Origin of the sequence: Streptomyces sp. x-80, assembly GCF_046549095.1 — a bacterium.
GTDB classification, from domain to species: domain Bacteria; phylum Actinomycetota; class Actinomycetes; order Streptomycetales; family Streptomycetaceae; genus Streptomyces; species Streptomyces celluloflavus.
In genome coordinates this window covers 204,404-225,904 of sequence record NZ_JAJPWM010000009.1, presented here as the reverse complement: position 1 = coordinate 225,904, position 21,501 = coordinate 204,404, and the positions used below count along the sequence as shown (strand labels likewise).

Below are 21,501 nucleotides of genomic sequence, written 5' to 3'. Positions count from 1 at the left end.
GTGGGGTGAGAGTTTCGAGAGAGCCCCCAGCAAGCAGTCGGCAGAGACAAGGAAGACACCCGTGAGCGACGTCCGCAACGTGATCATCATCGGCTCCGGGCCCGCGGGCTACACCGCAGCGCTCTACACCGCCCGCGCGTCCCTGAAGCCACTCGTCTTCGAAGGTGCCGTCACCGCCGGCGGTGCGCTGATGAACACCACCGACGTGGAAAACTTCCCCGGGTTCCGCGACGGCATCATGGGTCCGGACCTCATGGACAACATGCGCGCCCAGGCCGAACGCTTCGGAGCTGAGCTCGTACCGGACGACATTGTCTCGGTCGACCTCTCCGAGGAGATCAAGACCGTAACCGACACCGCGGGCACGGTGCACCGGGCGAAGGCCGTCATCGTCACCACCGGCTCGCAGCACCGTAAGCTCGGCCTGCCCCGCGAGGACGAGCTGTCCGGCCGCGGCGTCTCCTGGTGCGCCACCTGTGACGGGTTCTTCTTCAAGGAGCAGGACATCGTCGTCGTCGGCGGCGGCGACACCGCGATGGAAGAAGCCACATTCCTCTCCCGCTTCGCCAAGACCGTCACGATCGTTCACCGTCGCGACACCCTGCGGGCGAGCAAGGCAATGCAGGAGCGTGCCTTCGCCGACCCGAAGATCAAGTTTGTGTGGGACAGCGAGATCGCCGAGATCCACGGCGAGAACAAGCTTTCCGGTCTGACGCTGCGCAATGTCAAGACCGGCGAGACGTCCGAGTTCCCGGCGACCGGCCTGTTCATCTCGATCGGCCACGACCCGCGGACGGAACTGTTCAAGGGCCAGCTGAACCTGGACGACGAGGGCTACCTGAAGGTCGAGTCGCCGAGCACGCGTACGAACCTGGCGGGCGTCTTCGCCGCCGGTGACGTCGTGGACCACACCTACCGGCAGGCGATCAGCGCAGCAGGCACGGGCTGCTCCGCAGCCCTCGACGCCGAGCGGTTCCTCGCGGCGCTCGCCGATGGCGAAACCGCCGGTGAGCCGGCGAAGGTCGCTTCCGTCTGACCTCGCACCCCCGCTTTCCCACTCACCCACGCAGTAAGGAGATTGCCATGGCCGGCGCCACGGTAACCGTGACGGACGACAACTTCGAAGAGGTCGTCCTCAAGAACGACAAGCCCGTCCTGGTCGAGTTCTGGGCCACCTGGTGCGGCCCGTGCCGCCAGGTTGCCCCGTCCTTGGAGGCCATCGCCGCCGAGCACGACGAGATCGTCATCGCCAAGCTGAACACCGACGAGAACCCGGCGACCACCGCCAAGTACGGCGTCATGTCCATCCCGACCATGAACGTCTACCAGGGCGGCGAGGTCGTGAAGACCATCGTGGGTGCCAAGCCGAAGGCCGCGATCCAGCGGGATCTGGCGGACTACCTCGTCTGAGGCACGCCACGACGTTTCACGTGAAACGGGCCCGTCCCTTCAAGGGGGCGGGCCCGTTCTCTGTTCGCTGCCGCTACAGCGGCCGCAGGGCAGGTTCCTTCTGGACGGCACCCAGCAAGCGGTCGAGGGCCAGCTCCACATCTTCCTTCCACGAGATCGTGGTCCGCAGCTCCAACCGCAGCCGCGGGTACCGCGGGTGCGGACGTACGGTCTTGAAGCCCACCGCGAGAAGGTGATCGGCAGGCAGAACACACGCCGGCCCGTTCCACCGAGCGTCTCCGAAGGCTTCGATGGCCTTGAAGCCGCGCTGGATGATGTCCTTGGCTACCGTCTGCACCATCACTCGCCCAAGCCCCTGTCCCTGATAGCCGGGGAGCAGCCACGCGGTGAGCAGCTGTACCGCATCCGGCGACACCGGGCTGGTGGGAAAGGCCATGGACCGCGGGACATAAGCAGGCGGGGCATACATCACGAACCCGACGGGCACATCGTCGACATAGACCACCCGCCCGCAAGATCCCCACTCCAGCAGCACTGCCGAGATCCAGGCTTCCTTCTCAAGCTCGGGTCGGCCCGCCTTTACTGCGGCTTCGCCGCTGACGGGGTCGAGCTCCCAGAAGACGCAGGAGCGGCAGCGCTTGGGGAGATCCGGAAGGTTGTCCAGCGTGAGTGGTACGAGCCGTCGGCCCATGAAGCCAGGTCCTCACTTCCCTCGCCGGCCGCACCGCGGAACGCCGTCAGCGCCGTCCGTTCTCTGAGCAGACCACCAACGAACCCTCCGAGGACTGCGAGGCAGAACCCCGCTGCCCACGTTCCGGTGCGGTTCACCGATCGCATGGCCCTCTCCTCGATGTGAGGTGTCTCCACGTGGATGCGTGCCATACCCGATCGCATCGTATCCACCCTTTACGGGCGCGGGTAGCGCCCAGAGAGCAAAGGCGGGCCGTGTTCCGGTATGGACTCCAGAACACGGCCCGCTCTTGAGCCAATGCGGTCGGCTCAGCTTTCGTCGTCACCTTCCTGAGTCAGCGACTGCCCCAGCACGCGCCCTTCGCCGGGGGCGAGCGTGCCGAGGATGCGCTCCAGATCGTCTATCGACGCGAACTCAACGACGATCTTTCCCTTCTTCTGACCGAGGTCGACCTTTACCCGGGTCTCGAAACGGTCGGACAGCCGGGAGGCAAGACCGGTGAGGGCAGGAGACACCAGGGCGCCCGCACGGGGCCCCTTGGCCTTGCCCCCACTCTTACGACTCGGCCCCATCACCTTCACGATCTCCTCGACCGTGCGCACGGAGAGTCCCTCCGCCACGATGCGGCCTGCGAGGTGTTCCTGCTCCTCCGAGTCATCCACGGGGAGCAGCGCACGGGCGTGTCCCGCGGAGAGTGTTCCTGCCGCGAGCCGCTTCTGTACGGATGGCGGGAGATTCAGCAGACGCAGCGTGTTGGAAACCTGCGAACGCGAACGCCCGATCCGGTCGGCCAGTTCGTCATGCGTGCACGTGAAGTCCTTCAGCAACTGGTCGTAAGCAGCTGCTTCTTCTATGGGGTTGAGCTGCGCCCGGTGAAGGTTCTCCAGAAGCGCGTCGAGCAGCAGCTTCTCGTCGCCCGTGGCCCGGACGATGGCGGGAATCCTCTCCAGCCCGGCCTCACGGCACGCCCGCCAGCGGCGCTCGCCCATGATGAGTTCGTACTTCTCCGGTGCCGTCTGACGGACCACCACCGGCTGTAGCAGACCCACCTCCCGGATGGAGGCGACCAGCTCAGTGAGCGCGATCTCATCGAAGTACTCCCGCGGCTGCCGCGGGTTCGGCTTGATCGCGTCGAGAGGCACCTCTGCGAAGTGCGCGCCCGCGACCTCTGATACCGCCGCTGACTCTTCCGGCTCGGTCGGTGGTTCCGTTTCACGGGAAACATCGTTCGTCGGCAGAGAAGCGACCTTGGCTGCCGCAATTCCGCGCTCCGGGGCCAATACCGGTACGGCCGTCGGTGACGTCGTTCCCCGTCCCACCGCAAGCCCGGCATGGTCCGTGCTCTGCGGTGCTGCGGGGATCAGCGCACCGAGCCCACGGCCCAGCCCTCTACGTCGTTCGCTCACTGAGTCCCCTCCGACATGCTGTGCTGTGCTTCATAGGTGATGCTGAGTCCCCGGCTCTCGGCCTGGGGAGCTCCACGCAGCGCGATCTCTCTGGCCGCTTCGAGGTACGACAGCGCCCCACTGGATCCCGGGTCATAGGTGAGCACCGTCTGCCCATAGCTGGGCGCCTCGGAGATGCGCACCGAGCGGGGGATGCTCGTACGGAGCACCTCGCTGCCGAAGTGGCTGCGGACCTCGTCAGCGACCTGAGAAGCCAGGCGGGTGCGTCCGTCGTACATGGTGAGAAGAATCGTCGAGACATGGAGCTTGGGGTTGAGATGTCCCCGCACCAGATCGACGTTCCTCAGGAGCTGTCCGAGGCCCTCCAGTGCGTAGTACTCGCACTGGATCGGGATCAGCACCTCGGCGCCGGCGACCAGAGCATTGACGGTCAGCAGGCCGAGCGAGGGCGGGCAGTCGATGAGGATGTAGTCCAGCGGCTGTTCATACGCCTTGATGGCCCGGTCCAAGCGGCTTTCGCGCGCTACCAGCGAGACCAGTTCGATCTCGGCGCCGGCCAGGTCGATCGTGGCGGGCGCGCAGAACAGGCCCTCCACTTCCACCACTGGCTGCACCACGTCGGAGAGCGGCTTGCTCTCCACCAGCACGTCATAGATTGACGGCACTTCGGCGTGGTGGTCGATTCCCAGAGCCGTAGAGGCATTTCCCTGCGGGTCGAGGTCGATCACCAGAACTCGAGCCCCGTGCAGGGCCAGCGAGGCTGCCAGGTTCACCGTGGTCGTGGTCTTGCCGACCCCGCCCTTCTGGTTGGCAACCACCATGACCCGTGTCTGATCGGGCCGGGGCAGCCCCTCACCCGCGCGGCCAAGTGTCTCTACCGCCAGTTGAGCTGCACGACCGATCGGGGTGTCGTCCATCGGGGGCGGCGTTTCACGTGAAACGTCGTCCCCGAACGACTCGCTACGGGGACCGGGGACCGGATCGGTCATCGGGCCCGCGATGTTGGCGTCGGACCGCAAGGATTCACTCTCCTCGACATCAGGCTCGGAATGTTCAGAGCCTGCCATGCTTTCGGCGTCATGAACCAGTGAGGTCCGCTCTCCTGTGGAGGAATCCACTTCTGTGGATACTTTCCTCACCCTGGCGGGCTTGCGGCCGCGCGGCACAGCAGCCGCCCGACCACGGCCGATGATCCCTTGCAGCAGAGAACGACGTTTCACGTGAAACACGATGCCAGCGTCGCCTCCGAATAGGCCGCGACACTCCGTCTTATATCGTTTTGATGGCGCCTGCGGAATTCGCCCCTTCAGTGATGCGGCGGACGACACGCCCGCCGCACCGGCACCGACCTGCGCACCTCTGGCATCAGGGCGTCAGCGCCGACGGCCCCTCGACACGCGACTGAGTCGCGCCGCCTTGGCCCGCTTGGCCGCAAAACGCACACCGCCGGGGCTCTCGCCCACCTCGACCCGCACCACGGTCGACAGCGGATCCACAATGCCCTCGCCTACGTGGACCACCGAGGTTTCCACCACACCCAGCTTGCTGAGCGCTGCCCGAGCCCCCTTGAGCTCTTCCTCCGCGGCATCGCCCTTGAGCGCCAGCATCTCGCCGTAAGGACGCAGCAGGGGGACTCCCCAGCCGGCCAGCCGGTCGAGCGGAGCGACGGCCCGTGCCGTCACCACATGCACCTGAGGAAGCTTGCCCATGACCTCTTCGGCGCGTCCCCGCACCACCGTCACATGGTCGAGCCCGAGCAGCTCGACGACCTCCTGAAGGAAATTCGTCCGCCGCAGCAGCGGCTCCAGGAGAGTGATCTTCAGGTCCGGACGCACCAGGGCCAACGGAATGCCCGGCAGCCCCGCCCCCGAGCCCACATCACAGACCGAGACGCCCTGGGGAACCACTTCGGAGAGCACCGCGCAGTTCAGCAGATGCCGCTCCCACAGCCGAGGCACCTCGCGCGGGCCGATGAGCCCCCGCTTCACCCCCGCGTCAGCGAGCAATTCGCCGTACCGCACGGCCTCCGGAAAGCGCTCACCGAATACCTCCTGCGCCGCTTTCGGCGCAGGAGGAAGCTCCGCCGCTGGCTCCGTCACGGGAACCGCCCTTCCTCTGGGACTGCTTTTCCTGCCGGGAACTCCGGGGGATGATCCAAGATCATCCCCCGGAGTAACACAGAAGGCTGACAAGTTTTGACCCCGCCTGCGAGCAGACGGGGCCAAAGACATCTGAAGCTCTGAGGGATCAGGCCGGGAGGACAACCACGCGACGCTGCGGTTCCTCACCCTCGGACTCGCTCCGTAGACCGGCCGCCGCCACCGCGTCGTGGACAACCTTGCGCTCGAACGGTGTCATCGGGTCGAGCTTCACCGGCAGTCCGGTGCTCTTGGCTTCTTCCGCCGCCTTCGCACCCAGCTCTGCGAGCTCCGCACGCTTACGCGCCCGGAAGCCGGCGATGTCCAGCATGAGACGGCTGCGGTCACCGGTCTCGCGGTGCACCGCGAGGCGGGTCAGCTCCTGGAGCGCCTCCAGCACCTCGCCGTCATGGCCCACCAGCTTCTGTAGATCGCGGCTGGTCGAGTCGCTGATGATCGACACAGCGGCGCGGTCGGCCTCGACATCCATGTCGATGTCGCCGTCGAGGTCCGCGATATCCAGCAGACCCTCGAGGTAGTCGGCCGCGATCTCGCCCTCCTGCTCAAGGCGGGTCAGGGTGTCGGTGCCCTCGGTGGCAGGGGTCGTGTCCGTCACGAAAGGACTCCTTCTTACTTCTTGGTCGGGTGCTTGGGGCGCTGCTGACCCTTGCGCTGTCCGGACTTGGTGGTGCGGGTGCCCGAGGCGGAGCTGCCCTTTGCCTTGCTGTCCTGCTTCTCCGGCGACTGCTTCTCCGACGCATCGGCGCCGGAGGCGGCGCCACCGGATCCGGCCCGCGTACGGCTCTGCGTACCGCCACCCACAGCACCGGTGCCCGCAGTGGCCTGCCGCTTGGACTTCGGCTGACGCTTGGGCTGCTGGCGGTTCTGACGCGCCTCTTCGACGGCCTTCTTCGCCTCGACCACGGCCGGGTCCTCGACCAGCTTGCCCGCGGCGCGCAGGCGCTCCTGGCGCTCCGTGAACGCCTTGCTGCCGGGGGTGGGGTTACGGCGGATGACGAACATCTGCTGGCCCATGGTCCACACGTTGGTGGTCAGCCAGTAGATGAGAACACCGACGGGGAAGTTGATGCCGAAGACGGCGAACATGATGGGGAAGACGTACATCAGCATCTTCTGCTGCTGCATGAACGGCGTCTTCACCGTCAGGTCGACGTTCTTGGTCATCAGCTGGCGCTGCGTGTAGAACTGCGACGCCGACATCAGGACGATCATGATGACTGTGACGACGCGGACGTCGACCAGCGAAGCACCCAGGCTCTGGATCTTCTCCGCGCTGTCCATGAACTTCGCCGCCAGCGGCGCGCCGAAGATGTGCGCCTTCTGCGCGCTCTCCAGCAGCGGCTGGTCGATGAAGCCGACCGTCTTGTTCTGCGCGATGTGGCTGAGGACCTGGTACAGCGAGATGAAGAACGGCGACTGGGCCAGAATCGGGAGACAGCTCGAGAGCGGGTTGGTGCCCGTCTCCTTGTAGAGCTTCATCATCTCTTCGGACTGGCGCTGCTTGTCGCTCTTGTAGCGCTCCTGGATCGCCTTCATCTTCGGCTGAAGCGCCTGCATGTTCCGCGTCGACTTGATCTGCTTCACAAAGAGCGGGATCAGGCAGATACGGATCAGCACCACCAGCGAGACGATGGACAGACCCCACGCCGCGCCACTGTCCTTGCCAAAGATGAGGCTGTAGAACGAGTGGAACTGGACGATGATCCAGGAAACGGCGTAATAGAGAGGTTTGAGGATCGTGTCCACGAATCAGGCTCCTTGGACGTTGGGCTGAGTCTCGGGCTGGGCGACAGGCTCAGGGACGGTGGGCCCGCCCAGGCGGCTCCTCAGCCGCTGATGCCAAACCGGACGCTTCCGGGGAGGGACGTGGTCGACGCCACCGAGCGACCACGGATTGCACCGCAGGATGCGCCAGGCGGTCAGCGCAGTCCCTTTCACCGCGCCGTGCCGGTCGATGGCGGTGTAGCCATAGTGCGAACACGACGGGTAGTACTTGCAGACCGGGCCCAGCAAGGGGCTGATGGTCCACTGGTAGATCTTGATCAAAAGCAGCAGCGGGTACTTCACCGTGCACTCCCTCCCGGGTCCAGGCCGGGGGTCCGGGGATCGTTCCCCGGGGGATTGCAGCCTCGTGGCACCCCTCCCAGCAGCCGCTGTAGCGCGGCGTCCAGGTCGCGGGCCAGCTGATCGTTATCCGCCGCGCCCGCGCCGGGCAGGGCCCGTACGACAACCAGGCTACCGGCGGGCAGCCGGTCCAGCCGATCGCGCATGAGATGGCGGAGCCTGCGCTTGACCTTGTTGCGCACCACCGCGATGCCAACGGCCTTGCTCACGACGAAACCCGCACGCGTCGGGGGAACGCATTCCCCCGACGCGTGCGGGTCCGTTGCACCGCTACGAAAATGAACGACAAGGAGCGGGCGCCCGGCCCTGCGTCCCCGGCGTACCGCGGTCGCAAAGTCCTCGCGCCGCCTCAGCCGATGCTCGGTAGGCAGCACGTCATGGACCTAGGGTCTGGCTGCTCAGGCCGACAGGCGGGCGCGACCCTTGCCACGGCGGGACGCCAGGATCGCGCGGCCGGCACGCGTCCGCATGCGCAGACGGAAGCCGTGGGTCTTCGCGCGGCGGCGGTTGTTCGGCTGGAAGGTGCGCTTGCTCACTCGGGGGCTCCAGGAATGCTTGTTGTCTCAAGAGAGACAAATGTGGGGCGTCTACTGGCTGTCACCGTGCGCCCACGAGTAGCTCGCAACGCCCAAGTGCACCGCTACACGATCACTGAGGTGCGATCTTTGCCCATCGGAGGCAGGCGGCAGCAGCCATCGACAACTCGACCTGGTCACGGTACGCGCGGCTACGCCATCCGGTCAAACCGGCCCTTGCCCGGTACGCACCAGTGCCTTGTCAGGACACACTATGCACAGCCTGTGGACAACAACTTGAATCCCCAGGCCCGCCCTGACTACCGTGGCAGAACTCCATTTACTTCCCGCCCGTCCTGAGAATCACACATTCGTGGGACTGTGAGAGAGCGTGCCCTGTGGCTGACGTACCTGCCGATCTTGCCGCAGTGTGGCCGCGCGTCCTCGACCATCTCCTACGTGCCGACGGCGACAGCCTCAAGCCCAAGGACCAGGACTGGCTCAAGCGCACCCAGCCACTGGCGCTGGTCGCCGACACCGCGCTGCTCGCCGTCCCCAACGAGTTCGCCAAGGGTGTGCTCGAAGGCCGGCTCGCCCCTCTGATCGGGGAAGCCCTCAGCCAGCAGTGCGGGCGGCCGATCCGGATCGCGATCACCGTCGACGACTCCGCCGAGGAGCCCCCGGCGCAGTCCGCGCCGCCCGTTGCTCCCCAGCAGACACAGCACCAGGCACCCCAGCAGCACTCGCAGCACCAGCAGTCGCATCAGTCACAGCAGCCGCACGATGCGTACGACGGCTACGACAACAGGCAGGGATACGGGCGCCAGGGCGACGGCCTCCCCTCCGTACGTCCCGCGTACCCCGGCTACCAGCAGCCCCGGCATGAGCAGGGTTCCTGGCCGCAGCACTCCCCCGGTATGGGTGGCGGCCCGCGTGAGGACTACGGCTGGCAGCAGCAGCGTCTCGGCGGTTTCCCCGAGCGCGACCCGTACGCCTCCCCGCCCTCGCACGTACAACAGCAGCACCAGCAACATCAGCAGAACGACTACCGCTCGCAGGTTCCCGAGCGCCCCGGTCCGCCCCAGCGCTCGGACGGTCCGCACTCTCCTTATGACCAGCCGCCGCGCCGCGACCTCGCCGAGCACCAGCCTCCCGGGCACAACGGCCGCTCCGGCCCACCCGCGCCCAGTGGTGCGCCCGGCCCGCTCGCCGCGCAGCCCGCGCCCGCGGCCGGCCCCGGTGAGCCGACCGCGCGGCTGAATCCGAAGTACCTCTTCGACACCTTCGTCATCGGTGCCTCGAACCGCTTCGCGCACGCCGCCGCGGTCGCCGTCGCCGAGGCACCGGCCAAGGCGTACAACCCGCTGTTCATCTACGGCGAGTCGGGACTCGGCAAGACCCACCTGCTGCATGCGATCGGGCACTACGCGCGCAGCCTCTATCCGGGCACCCGCGTGCGGTATGTGAGCTCGGAGGAGTTCACCAACGAGTTCATCAACTCCATCCGCGACGGCAAGGCGGACGCGTTCCGCAAGCGCTACCGCGATATGGACATCCTGCTCGTCGACGACATCCAGTTCCTGGCGAGCAAGGAGTCGACGCAGGAGGAGTTCTTCCACACCTTCAATACGCTGCACAACGCGAACAAGCAGATCGTGCTCTCCAGCGACCGGCCGCCCAAGCAGCTGGTCACCCTGGAGGACCGGCTGCGCAACCGCTTCGAGTGGGGTCTGATCACGGATGTCCAGCCGCCCGAGCTGGAGACCCGGATCGCGATCCTCCGCAAGAAGGCGGTGCAGGAGCAGCTGAACGCGCCGCCAGAGGTGCTGGAGTTCATCGCGTCCCGGATCTCGCGGAACATCCGCGAGCTGGAGGGCGCGCTGATCCGGGTCACGGCGTTCGCCTCGCTCAACCGGCAGCCGGTGGACCTGGGGCTCACCGAGATCGTGCTGAAGGACCTGATCCCCGGTGGTGAGGACGCCGCGCCGGAGATCACCGCGACCGCGATCATGGCCGCGACCGCCGACTACTTCGGGCTGACCATCGACGACCTGTGCGGCTCCTCGCGCAGCCGGGTGCTGGTGACAGCGCGCCAGATCGCGATGTATCTGTGCCGTGAGCTGACCGACCTCTCGCTGCCGAAGATCGGCGCGCAGTTCGGCGGCCGCGACCATACGACGGTGATGCACGCCGACCGCAAGATCCGCGCGCTGATGGCCGAGCGGCGCTCCATCTACAACCAGGTCACCGAACTGACCAACCGCATCAAGAACGGCTGACGCGGGCGCCCCGCGACCGCCGGCCACCGCAGGCGCCCAGGGCGCTTCGGGACGCGCTCCCGGGGCGCCCTTCGTCGTACGGGGAGACCGGGGGACGCATTGGCAGGAGGCGCGGCGGCGCGCCATGGGGGAGCCACGAGTGCCACAGGAGGCGTTCTGCGTCACGACCGGCCGCGACCGGAGGAGCCCCGGGACCGCTCGACGACCCCGGTGAACCGCCTCCGGAACGGGTTCCGGACCGGTTGCGAACCCGTTCCGGCGCGTCCCAAACCTGTGGAGCGCGCGGGCGCTGTTCGATTCCGGACCGGGACACGGCCTCTCTCCACAGATTGGGCAAGAATCTTCCGTCCACACCCTGGGGACTGGAAAGTTATCCCTGTGGGATCCACAGGCCGGTGTTCCTACGGGACATCAGACGAGGTCAGCCGGGTGTGGATTTGTGGCCAACCGTAATCCACAGGCTGTGGATGAAGATTTCGTCCACAGGGGGTGGGAGGGCTTGTCCACCGGCTGCCCACAGGAGCGCCGATGTTGTCCCCAGCTTCTCCACACCCCTGTCCACTGTTCGGCAACGCAACACCCGCTCTCACCGAGCCGAGTGAAAGCGGTCACACCGAGGTGATGGGTTGGGCTGTGGGGAACGTGGGTAAACCTGGGGACGGCGCTGGGGAGAAGTGCCCCTCGCCTGTGCATCGGGTGTGCAGAACTTTCGGCGATCCACAGAACCGCCGGCTTGTCCACTGCCGCCACCCACAGGGCCGGTGGACAAAAAATCCGTGTTGACCTGCGCAAAGGCAGTTGTCCACGGTTTCCACAGGCCCTACTACTACGACCACGGATATCTACCGGGGAACTTGCTCGGAAACGGGGCCTGTGCACAACTCGGCCCGAGAGCGCCCCACGCCGATCGAGTCGACTTGACCCCGAGCCGCAACGACTGTCGGTGGCGTGCGTCAGACTGGTCTCCGGCAACTCAGCCGACGACGAAAGCCAGCAGGGCGAGAGCCAGCAACAGCAGGAGGCGGTTTCCGGTGAAGATCCGGGTGGAGCGCGATGTACTCGCGGAGGCAGTGGCCTGGGCGGCCAAGAGCCTCCCGGCCCGTCCGCCGGTGCCCGTCCTCGCGGGCCTGCTGCTGAAGGCGGAGGACGGCAGCCTGAGCCTCTCCGGCTTCGACTACGAGGTTTCGGCGCGGGTCTCGGTGGACGCCGATGTGGAGGAGCACGGCACCGTCCTCGTCTCCGGCCGGCTGCTCGCCGACATCTGCCGGGCGCTCCCCAACCGGCCGGTGGAGATTTCCACCGACGGTGTACGAGTGACCGTGGTCTGCGGTTCCTCCCGGTTCACCCTCCACACCCTCCCTGTGGAGGAGTACCCGTCGCTGCCGACGATGCCCACCGCCACCGGCACCGTTCCCGGTGAGGTCTTCGCCGCGGCCGCCGCCCAGGTGGCCATCGCCGCCGGCCGTGACGACACCCTCCCGGTGCTCACCGGCGTCCGTATCGAGATCGAGGGCGACACCGTCACGCTGGCCTCCACCGACCGTTACCGCTTCGCGGTGCGCGAGTTCCTGTGGAAGCCCGAGAGCCCGGACGCCTCCGCGGTCGCGCTGGTCCCCGCCAAGACGCTGCTGGACACCGCCAAGTCGCTGAGCAGCGGCGACACCGTCACGCTGGCGCTGTCCGGCTCCGGTGCGGGCGAGGGCCTGATCGGTTTCGAGGGTGCCGGGCGGCGGACGACGACCCGTCTGCTGGAGGGCGACCTGCCCAAGTACCGCACCCTCTTCCCGACGGAGTTCAACTCGGTCGCCGTGATCGAGACCGCGCCGTTCGTCGAGGCCGTCAAGCGTGTGGCACTGGTGGCCGAGCGGAACACCCCGGTCCGGCTGAGCTTCGAGCAGGGTGTGCTGATCCTGGAGGCCGGCTCCAGTGACGATGCACAGGCTGTGGAGCGGGTGGACTGCGAGCTGGACGGCGACGACATCTCGATCGCCTTCAACCCGGGCTTCCTGCTGGAGGGCTTGTCGGCCATCGACTCGCCCGTGGCCCAGCTGTCCTTCACGACCTCGACCAAGCCCGCGCTGCTCAGCGGCCGCCCGGCCAAGGACGCCGAGGCGGACGACGCGTACAAGTACCTGATCATGCCGGTGCGGCTGTCCGGCTGAGCCTGCTGACGGCCGACGGGGCGCGGCCCTCCGGCCAGGAGCGCGAGGGACACCTCTCGCGCGGTCGGGGTGCGCCGGTGCGGCCCCCCGGCCGGGCCGGCTGACGGCGGTGGAGCACGGGCCGCCGCGGCCCCGCCGGAGCTCCGGAGCCCTTGGGGCGACCGGCTGATGCCCCGCCGATGAGCGCCCGAGCCCACAGGTGTGCACGCACCTGCGGGCGTAGGCTCGGACCCGGGTACGAAACGCAACGACTACGTGCAAAGAGGGTCTCTGATGGAGCTCGGTCTCGTCGGTCTCGGCAAGATGGGCGGCAATATGCGCGAGCGCATCCGCCGCGCAGGCCACACCGTCATCGGATACGACCGCAACCCGGACCTGGCGGATGTCCACAGCCTCGCGGAGCTGGTGGACAAGCTCAAGGGCCCGCGCGTCGTCTGGGTCATGGTGCCGGCCGGTGCCGCCACCCAGTCGACGATCGACGAGCTGGCCGAGCTGCTCTCGCCGGGCGACATCGTCGTGGACGGCGGCAACTCCCGCTGGACCGACGACGAGAAGCACGCAGCGGAGCTGAAGGCCAAGGGCATCGGCTTCGTCGACTGCGGTGTCTCCGGCGGCGTCTGGGGCCTGGAGAACGGCTACGCGCTGATGTACGGCGGTGCCGCGGACGATGTCGCCAAGGTGCAGCCGGTCTTCGACGCGCTCAAGCCCGAGGGCGAGTTCGGCTCGGTGCACGCCGGCAAGGTCGGTGCGGGCCACTTCGCGAAGATGGTTCACAACGGCATCGAGTACGCGATGATGCAGGCGTACGCCGAGGGCTGGGAGCTGCTGGAGAAGGTCGACTCCGTCACGGATGTGCGCGAGGTCTTCCGCTCCTGGCAGGAGGGCACGGTCATCCGCTCCTGGCTGCTCGATCTGGCCGTCAACGCGCTCGACGACGACGAGCACCTGGAGAAGCTCCGCGGCTTCGCCGCCGACTCCGGTGAGGGCCGCTGGACGGTCGAGGCCGCCATCGACAACGCCGTGCCGCTGCCCGCGATCACGGCCTCGCTCTTCGCGCGCTTCGCCTCCCGCCAGGAGGACTCCCCGCAGATGAAGATGATCGCCGCGCTGCGCAACCAGTTCGGCGGCCACGCGGTCGAGAACAAGAAGTAAGCCACACCAGCCACACCAGCAGTTCGGCAGCCGGGGGAGGTCGGCGCACCGTCATGCACGTATCGCATCTGTCGCTCGCCGACTTTCGCTCGTACGCCCGGGTCGAGGTCCCGCTCGATCCGGGCGTCACCGCTTTCGTGGGCCCCAACGGGCAGGGCAAGACCAATCTGGTCGAGGCCGTCGGCTATCTGGCCACGCTCGGCAGCCACCGCGTCTCCTCGGACGCCCCGCTGGTGCGGATGGGCGCGGACCGGGCCATCGTCCGGGCCGCCGTCGTCGAGGGCGAGCGGCAGCAGCTGATCGAGCTCGAACTCAATCCGGGCCGGGCCAACCGCGCCAGGATCAACCGGTCGTCGCAGGTCAGACCGCGCGATGTGCTGGGGATCGTGCGGACCGTGCTGTTCGCGCCGGAGGATCTGGCGCTGGTCAAGGGCGACCCCGGGGAGCGCCGGCGGTTCCTGGACGAGCTGATCACCGCGCGCTCGCCGCGGATGGCCGGGGTGCGCGCGGACTACGAGCGGGTGCTCAAACAGCGCAACACGCTGCTCAAGACGGCGGCGATGGCCAGGCGGCACGGCGGCAGGCAGCTGGATCTGTCGACGCTGGACGTGTGGGACCAGCATCTGGCGCGGGCCGGCGCCGAGCTGCTCGCGCAGCGGCTCGATCTGATCGCCGCGCTCCAGCCGCTGGCGGACAAGGCGTATGGGCAGCTGGCGCCGGGCGGCGGGCCGTTGGCGCTGGAGTACCGCGGTTCGGCGGGCGAGGCGATGGCCGCCGTGTCGACCCGCGAGGAGCTCTACGGCGTACTCCTGGAGGCGCTCGGCGAGGCCCGGAAGGGCGAGATCGAGCGCGGGGTGACCCTGGTCGGCCCGCACCGCGACGATCTGGTGCTGAAGCTGGGACAGCTGCCGGCCAAGGGGTACGCCAGTCACGGCGAGTCCTGGTCGTACGCGCTGGCGCTGCGGCTGGCCTCGTACGACCTGCTGCGCTCGGAGGGTACGCCGGGGCCCGCCGCGCCCGAGGGCGGGCGGCGGGCGGGCGAGCCGGTGCTGGTGCTCGACGACGTGTTCGCGGAGCTGGACGCCCGGCGGCGGGAGCGGCTGGCGGAGCTGGTGGCGCCGGGCGAGCAGGTGCTGGTGACGGCGGCGGTGGCCGAGGATGTGCCGGGGGTGCTGGCCGGTGCGCGGTTCGCCGTCTCGGAGGGCACCGTGCGGAAGGCCGGGCCGTGAGCGGCGAGCAGCTGCCCGGACCGGGTGCCGGGTCCGATCAGCCCAGGGCGCCGGAGCTGTCCGGGGTGGATCTGGCCCGCCAGGCGCTGGTGGCCGCGAAGGAGCAGGCGCGTGCGCGGGGCGCCGCCGTACAGCAGAAGAAGCAGGCCCGGCGGGGCGGGCTGCGCTCGGGTGCGCGGGCGGACGGTCGTGATCCGCTGCCGCTCGGCGCGGCGATCAACCGGCTGATCACGGAGCGCGGCTGGGAGACCCCGGCCGCGGTCGGCGGTGTGATGGGGCGCTGGCCGCAGCTGGTGGGCCCCGAGGTGGCGCAGCACTGCGAGCCGCAGAAGTACGACGAGGACGCCCGGGTGCTGACCGTGCAGTGCGACTCGACGGCGTGGGCGACGCAGCTGCGGCTGCTGGCGCCGCAGCTGGTGGCACGGCTCAACCAGGACCTGGGGCAGGGCACCGTAAAACTGATCAAGGTGCTGGGGCCCGGTGGTCCGGCGCGGCGGTACGGGCCGCTGCGGGCGCCCGGCAGCACGGGGCCCGGCGACACCTACGGCTGAGCCGTAGGGGACCTGCGTACGGGTGTCTACGCATGGTGCGGATGAGACTCCGCTCACGGTAGCCCGTGGTTGACAGCCGGAAGCGCTGAGTGCCCGTGTGAGCGTCCTGGGGCCCCATCTCAGATATGGGGAGTCGGCGGACGTTAGTTCAGGGCGGCACATGACGACTCAGGTGCCTGCAAACCCCCATGAGTGTCAGCGCTACCGGTAGACTGGCAGCAATCCCGCCCACTCGCGGAACATGTCGAACGACGCAGCCGCTCCCGCCTGTCTTCCCAGGGGTGTCCCCCACAGGTGCGGAAGGGCTCGTGCTGTGCCAGAAAGGGCGCTTCGTGGCCGACTCCGGCGACCTCAACGAGAACAACACGGCTTCTACTGAAGAGGGGGTTCCCCTCGGCGCCATGGCCGACTCCTCGGTGGAGAAGTCGTACGACGCCAGCGCGATCACCGTCCTTGAGGGCCTGGACGCGGTCCGCAAGCGCCCCGGCATGTACATCGGCTCGACGGGCGAGCGCGGTCTGCATCACCTCGTGCAGGAGGTCGTCGACAACTCCGTCGACGAGGCGCTGGCCGGCCACGCGGACACCATCGACGTGACGATCCTGGCGGACGGCGGCGTGCGCGTCGTCGACAACGGCCGCGGTATCCCCGTCGACATCGTGCCGTCCGAGAACAAGCCGGCCGTCGAGGTCGTGCTGACCGTCCTGCACGCCGGCGGCAAGTTCGGCGGCGGCGGTTACGCGGTCTCCGGTGGTCTGCACGGTGTGGGCGTCTCGGTCGTGAACGCGCTGTCGCAGCGGGTGGCGGTCGAGGTCCGCAGGGACGGGTTCCGCTGGACGCAGGAGTACAAGCTCGGTGTGCCGACCGCGCCGCTGGCCAAGAACGAGGCCACCGACGAGACCGGCACGATGGTGACGTTCTGGGCCGACGGCGACATCTTCGAGACCACCACGTACAGCTTCGAGACGCTGTCGCGGCGCTTCCAGGAGATGGCGTTCCTCAACAAGGGCCTGTCGATCACGCTGACCGACGAGCGCCCGGACCACGTCGACGAGGACGGCAAGCCGCTCACGGTGCGCTACCACTACGAGGGCGGCATCGTCGACTTCGTGACGTACCTGAACTCCCGCAAGGGCGAGCTGGTGCACCCGACGGTCATCGACGTCGAGGCCGAGGACCGCGAGCGGATGCTGTCGGTCGAGATCGCGATGCAGTGGAACACCCAGTACAGCGAGGGTGTCTACAGCTTCGCGAACACCATCCACACGCACGAGGGCGGCACCCACGAGGAAGGCTTCCGCGCGGCGCTGACGGGTCTGATCAACCGGTACGCGCGCGACAAGAAGCTGCTGCGCGAGAAGGACGACAACCTCACGGGCGAGGACATCCGCGAGGGTCTGACGGCGATCATCTCGGTCAAGCTCGGCGAGCCGCAGTTCGAGGGCCAGACCAAGACGAAGCTGGGCAACACCGAGGCGAAGACCTTTGTGCAGAAGGTCGTGCACGAGCACCTCACCGACTGGCTGGACCGCAACCCCAACGAGGCCGCGGACATCATCCGCAAGGGCATCCAGGCGGCGACGGCGCGGGTCGCGGCCCGTAAGGCGCGCGATCTGACCCGTCGCAAGGGGCTGCTGGAGACGGCGTCGCTGCCGGGCAAGCTGAGCGACTGCCAGTCCAACGACCCGACGAAGTGCGAGATCTTCATCGTCGAGGGTGACTCGGCCGGTGGTTCGGCGAAGTCCGGCCGTAACCCGCAGTACCAGGCGATCCTTCCGATCCGCGGCAAGATCCTCAACGTCGAGAAGGCTCGGGTCGACAAGATCCTCCAGAACAACGAGGTGCAGGCGCTGATCTCGGCGTTCGGCACCGGTGTTCACGAGGACTTCGACATCGAGAAGCTCCGCTATCACAAGATCATTCTGATGGCGGACGCCGACGTCGACGGTCAGCACATCAACACCCTGCTGCTCACTTTCCTCTTCCGCTTCATGCGGCCGCTGGTCGAGGCCGGGCACGTCTACCTCTCCCGCCCGCCGCTGTACAAGATCAAGTGGGGCCGGGACGACTTCGAGTACGCCTACTCCGACCCGGAGCGGGACGCGCTGATCGAGCTCGGCAAGCAGAACGGCAAGCGGATCAAGGACGACTCGGTCCAGCGGTTCAAGGGTCTCGGTGAGATGAACGCCGAGGAGCTGCGGGTCACGACCATGGACGCCGACCACCGGGTCCTCGGCCAGGTCTCGCTGGACGACGCGGCCCGCGCGGACGACCTGTTCTCCGTGCTGATGGGTGAGGACGTCGAGGCCCGCCGCTCGTTCATCCAGCGCAACGCCAAGGACGTCCGCTTCCTCGACATCTGAGCCCTGTCGGCCCTCTCCCCGCCCCGGGCGGGGGGACCTCAACCAGCCGCAGCTCGAAAGGACTTTGAATCAGCATGGCCGACGAGAACACTCCCGTCACTCCCGATGGCGTGACCGCCGAGGGCACGCCCGCCACCGTCGAAGGCGTGGGGATGCGCGTAGAGCCGGTCGGGCTCGAAACGGAGATGCAGCGCTCCTACCTCGACTACGCGATGTCCGTCATCGTCTCGCGTGCGCTGCCCGATGTGCGCGACGGCCTCAAGCCGGTGCACCGCCGTGTGCTGTACGCGATGTACGACGGCGGCTACCGCCCCGAGAAGGGCTTCTACAAGTGCGCCCGCGTCGTCGGCGACGTCATGGGTACGTACCACCCGCACGGCGACACCTCGATCTACGACGCCCTGGTGCGGCTGGCGCAGCCGTGGTCGATGCGGATGCCGCTGGTGGACTCCAACGGCAACTTCGGTTCTCCGGGCAACGACCCGGCCGCGGCCATGCGGTACACCGAGTGCAAGATGAAGCAGCTGTCGATGGAGATGCTCCGGGACATCGACGAGGAGACCGTCGACTTCCAGGACAACTACGACGGCCGCAACCAGGAGCCGACGGTCCTGCCGGCCCGCTTCCCCAACCTGCTGATCAACGGCTCGGCCGGTATCGCGGTCGGTATGGCCACCAACATCCCGCCGCACAACCTGCGCGAGGTCGCGGCCGGTGCCCAGTGGGCGCTGGAGAACCCCGCGGCGTCGAACGAGGAGCTGCTGGACGCGCTGATCGAGCGCATCAAGGGCCCGGACTTCCCCAGCGGCGCGCTGGTGGTGGGCCGCAAGGGCATCGAGGAGGCGTACCGCACCGGCCGCGGCTCGATCACGATGCGCGCGGTGGTGGCGGTCGAGGAGATCCAGAACCGCCAGTGCCTGGTGGTCACCGAGCTGCCGTACCAGGTCAACCCGGACAACCTCGCGCAGAAGATCGCCGACCTGGTGAAGGACGGCAAGATCGGCGGTATCGCGGACGTCCGCGACGAGACGTCCTCGCGGACGGGCCAGCGGCTGGTCATCGTCCTCAAGCGGGACGCGGTCGCCAAGGTCGTGCTCAACAACCTCTACAAGCACACCGACCTCCAGACGAACTTCGGCGCGAACATGCTCGCCCTGGTGGACGGCGTGCCGCGCACGCTCTCGCTGGACGCGTTCATCCGCAACTGGGTCAACCACCAGATCGAGGTCATCGTCCGGCGGACGAAGTTCCGGCTGCGCAAGGCCGAGGAGCGGGCGCACATCCTGCGCGGTCTGCTCAAGGCGCTGGACGCGATCGACGAGGTCATCGCGCTGATCCGGCGCAGTGAGACGGTCGAGGTGGCGCGTGAGGGCCTGATGGGCCTGCTGACGATCGACGAGATCCAGGCGAACGCGATCCTGGAGATGCAGCTGCGCCGGCTGGCGGCCCTGGAGCGCCAGAAGATCACCGCCGAGCACGACGAGCTCCAGCGCAAGATCGGCGAGTACAACGCGATCCTGGCCTCCCCGGAGCGGCAGCGGCAGATCATCAGCGAGGAACTGGCCGCGATCGTCGAGAAGTTCGGCGACGACCGGCGCAGCAAGCTGGTGCCCTTCGAGGGCGACATGTCCATCGAGGACCTGATCGCCGAGGAGGACATCGTCGTCACGATCTCCCGTGGCGGCTATGTGAAGCGGACCAAGACCGACGACTACCGCTCGCAGAAGCGCGGCGGCAAGGGCGTGCGGGGCACGAAGCTCAAGGAAGACGACATCGTCGACCACTTCTTCGTCTCCACCACCCACCACTGGCTGCTGTTCTTCACGAACAAGGGCCGGGTCTACCGCGCGAAGGCGTACGAGCTGCCGGACGCGGGCCGCGATGCGCGGGGCCAGCACGTCGCCAACCTGCTGGCGTTCCAGCCGGACGAGCGGATCGCGCAGATCCTGGCGATCCGCGACTACGACGCCGCGCCGTATCTGGTGCTCGCCACCAAGGGCGGCCTGGCGAAGAAGACGCCGCTCAAGGACTACGACTCGCCGCGCTCGGGCGGTGTGATCGCGATCAACCTGCGCGAGCGGGAGGACGGCTCGGACGACGAGCTGATCGGCGCCGAGCTGGTGTCGGACACCGATGATCTGCTGCTGATCAGCAAGAAGGCGCAGTCGATCCGGTTCACCGCGTCGGACGAGGCGCTGCGGCCCATGGGGCGCGCCACGTCGGGTGTGAAGGGCATGAGCTTCCGCGAGGACGACGAACTGCTCTCGATGAATGTGGTGCGTGAAGGTACTTTCGTCTTCACCGCCACCGACGGCGGCTACGCCAAGCGCACCCCGGTGGACGAGTACCGCGTCCAGGGCCGCGGCGGTCTGGGCATCAAGGCCGCCAAGATCGTGGAGGACCGGGGTTCGCTGGTCGGCGCGCTGGTGGTCGAGGCGACCGATGAGATCTTGGCGATCACCTTGAGCGGCGGTGTGATTCGTACGCGGGTCAACGAGGTCCGGGAGACCGGTCGTGACACGATGGGCGTCCAACTGATCAACCTGGGCAAGCGGGATGCCGTCGTCGGCATCGCACGGAACGCCGAGGCAGGTCGTGAGGCCGAAGAGGTCGACGGTCCCGAAGGGGCCGACGAGACCGAAGGGGCCGAGGGGACCGAGCCCACGGCAACCGAGGGCGAGCAGCCCGCGGCGGAGTAACACGAGGAGTAGAGCGTGAGTGGAGCCACGGGCGCTGCGGCGGGTGGACCGGGAACCGAGAAGGGTTCCCCGTCCGGACCCGCGACCGTGACGGAGGACAGCGCCCGTGGCTCCGCCGTTGCCGAGGACTCCCGACAAGAGGGCTCCTATCAGGGGGGAACCGTGACCGATACGCGTCAGCCGTATCCGCAGCCACACGCCCAGTCCCAGGGCGGACAGCAGCCGTACCAGCCGCCTCAGGCGTACAGCACGGGCGGTACCAAGGGCGCGGGGCAGCAGTCCGCGCGCCTGCCTCGTACGGACGCCCGTACGACGCCACGGACCCGTAAGGCCCGGTTGCGGGTGGCGCGGGCCGACCCGTGGTCGGTGATGAAGGTCAGCTTCCTGCTCTCCATCGCGCTGGGCATCTGCACGATAGTCGCCGTCTCGGTGCTGTGGATGGTGATGGACGCGATGGGCGTCTTCTCCGCGGTCGGCGGGACGATCAGCGACGCCACGGGCGCGGACGGCGGCGGCTTCAATCTCCAGTCGTTCCTGTCGCTGCCGCGGGTGCTGCTGTTCACCACGATCATCTCGGTGATCGATGTGGTGCTGGCGACCGCGCTGGGAACGCTTGGCGCCTTCATCTACAACCTGTCGGCCGGCTTCGTCGGCGGGGTGGAGCTCACCCTCGCCGAGGACGAGTGAAGCCCTGATGGGAGGGCGTTCCCAGGGTCGCGGGAACCGATTTTGGGAACGCCTCTGAAGTGCGCTAATCTTTC

At 67.8% G+C, this 21,501-nt stretch carries 18 protein-coding genes and 1 pseudogene; 10 read left to right on the top strand and 9 right to left on the bottom strand.

What is annotated here, in order from left to right:
* Nucleotides 1-61 precede the first annotated feature (61 nt).
* On the top strand, nt 62-1,036 hold the full coding sequence (trxB, locus tag ACLJWH_RS20460; RefSeq protein WP_052857280.1) for a thioredoxin-disulfide reductase: 975 nt from the start codon (nt 62-64) through the stop codon (nt 1,034-1,036).
* A 47-nt stretch (nt 1,037-1,083) separates the two neighbouring features.
* The gene (gene trxA / locus ACLJWH_RS20455) at nt 1,084-1,410 is read left to right on the top strand and encodes a thioredoxin (protein WP_052857281.1); all 327 of its coding nucleotides are present in this window, start codon (nt 1,084-1,086) and stop codon (nt 1,408-1,410) included.
* 73 nt (nt 1,411-1,483) lie between these two features.
* On the opposite strand, the gene ACLJWH_RS20450 is transcribed toward trxA, so the two are convergent.
* The 9 genes and pseudogenes from ACLJWH_RS20450 to rpmH all read right to left on the bottom strand — a co-directional run bounded on the left by ACLJWH_RS20450 (nt 1,484) and on the right by rpmH (nt 8,326).
* Complete coding sequence (locus ACLJWH_RS20450; protein WP_411143158.1) at nt 1,484-2,101, bottom strand: GNAT family N-acetyltransferase; 618 nt, start codon at nt 2,099-2,101, stop codon at nt 1,484-1,486.
* 308 nt (nt 2,102-2,409) lie between these two features.
* Nucleotides 2,410-3,507 carry a ParB/RepB/Spo0J family partition protein gene (locus ACLJWH_RS20445; protein WP_411143157.1) on the bottom strand — a complete coding sequence of 366 codons (1,098 nt, stop codon included), beginning with the start codon at nt 3,505-3,507 and terminating at the stop codon, nt 2,410-2,412.
* Entirely contained in the window at nt 3,504-4,574 is a 1,071-nt protein-coding gene (locus ACLJWH_RS20440; protein WP_411143273.1) for an AAA family ATPase, read from the bottom strand. The genes ACLJWH_RS20445 and ACLJWH_RS20440 overlap by 4 nt, the downstream gene beginning before the upstream one ends.
* A 306-nt stretch (nt 4,575-4,880) precedes the next feature.
* Nucleotides 4,881-5,606 carry a 16S rRNA (guanine(527)-N(7))-methyltransferase RsmG gene (gene rsmG, locus ACLJWH_RS20435; protein ID WP_411143156.1) on the bottom strand — a complete coding sequence of 242 codons (726 nt, stop codon included), beginning with the start codon at nt 5,604-5,606 and terminating at the stop codon, nt 4,881-4,883.
* A 148-nt stretch (nt 5,607-5,754) separates the two neighbouring features.
* Entirely contained in the window at nt 5,755-6,261 is a 507-nt protein-coding gene (locus ACLJWH_RS20430; protein ID WP_411143155.1) for a protein jag, read from the bottom strand.
* Between the two features lie 14 nt (nt 6,262-6,275).
* On the bottom strand, nt 6,276-7,412 hold the full coding sequence (yidC, locus tag ACLJWH_RS20425) for a membrane protein insertase YidC (protein WP_411143154.1): 1,137 nt from the start codon (nt 7,410-7,412) through the stop codon (nt 6,276-6,278).
* A gap of 3 nt (nt 7,413-7,415) precedes the next feature.
* The gene (gene yidD, locus ACLJWH_RS20420) at nt 7,416-7,733 is read right to left on the bottom strand and encodes a membrane protein insertion efficiency factor YidD (protein WP_042150996.1); all 318 of its coding nucleotides are present in this window, start codon (nt 7,731-7,733) and stop codon (nt 7,416-7,418) included.
* A 62-nt stretch (nt 7,734-7,795) separates the two neighbouring features.
* Nucleotides 7,796-8,164, bottom strand: a pseudogene (gene rnpA, locus ACLJWH_RS20415) (ribonuclease P protein component); the annotation flags it as partial.
* Nucleotides 8,165-8,188: 24 nt separating this feature from the next.
* On the bottom strand, nt 8,189-8,326 hold the full coding sequence (gene rpmH / locus ACLJWH_RS20410) for a 50S ribosomal protein L34 (protein ID WP_003949374.1): 138 nt from the start codon (nt 8,324-8,326) through the stop codon (nt 8,189-8,191).
* A 377-nt stretch (nt 8,327-8,703) separates the two neighbouring features.
* Between rpmH and dnaA the strand changes: the two genes are divergently transcribed.
* From dnaA to ACLJWH_RS20370, 8 genes are all read left to right on the top strand, one after another.
* A complete protein-coding gene (gene dnaA, locus ACLJWH_RS20405; RefSeq protein WP_411143153.1) occupies nt 8,704-10,584 on the top strand; it encodes a chromosomal replication initiator protein DnaA in 1,881 nt (626 codons plus the stop codon).
* A 1,031-nt stretch (nt 10,585-11,615) separates the two neighbouring features.
* Complete coding sequence (gene dnaN, locus ACLJWH_RS20400; RefSeq protein ID WP_411143152.1) at nt 11,616-12,746, top strand: DNA polymerase III subunit beta; 1,131 nt, start codon at nt 11,616-11,618, stop codon at nt 12,744-12,746.
* 273 nt (nt 12,747-13,019) lie between these two features.
* A complete protein-coding gene (gene gnd, locus ACLJWH_RS20395; RefSeq protein WP_411143151.1) occupies nt 13,020-13,898 on the top strand; it encodes a phosphogluconate dehydrogenase (NAD(+)-dependent, decarboxylating) in 879 nt (292 codons plus the stop codon).
* A 53-nt stretch (nt 13,899-13,951) separates the two neighbouring features.
* Entirely contained in the window at nt 13,952-15,127 is a 1,176-nt protein-coding gene (gene recF / locus ACLJWH_RS20390) for a DNA replication/repair protein RecF (RefSeq protein ID WP_411143150.1), read from the top strand.
* Nucleotides 15,124-15,678, top strand: coding sequence for a DUF721 domain-containing protein (locus ACLJWH_RS20385; protein ID WP_411143149.1), 555 nt, complete (start codon nt 15,124-15,126; stop codon nt 15,676-15,678). The genes recF and ACLJWH_RS20385 overlap by 4 nt, the downstream gene beginning before the upstream one ends.
* Nucleotides 15,679-15,986: 308 nt before the next feature.
* Nucleotides 15,987-18,041 carry a DNA topoisomerase (ATP-hydrolyzing) subunit B gene (gene gyrB / locus ACLJWH_RS20380; RefSeq protein WP_411143148.1) on the top strand — a complete coding sequence of 685 codons (2,055 nt, stop codon included), beginning with the start codon at nt 15,987-15,989 and terminating at the stop codon, nt 18,039-18,041.
* A gap of 74 nt (nt 18,042-18,115) precedes the next feature.
* A complete protein-coding gene (gene gyrA / locus ACLJWH_RS20375) occupies nt 18,116-20,740 on the top strand; it encodes a DNA gyrase subunit A (RefSeq protein ID WP_411143147.1) in 2,625 nt (874 codons plus the stop codon).
* 15 nt (nt 20,741-20,755) lie between these two features.
* Complete coding sequence (locus tag ACLJWH_RS20370; protein ID WP_094793618.1) at nt 20,756-21,427, top strand: DUF3566 domain-containing protein; 672 nt, start codon at nt 20,756-20,758, stop codon at nt 21,425-21,427.
* The last annotated feature ends 74 nt before the right edge of the window (nt 21,428-21,501 follow it).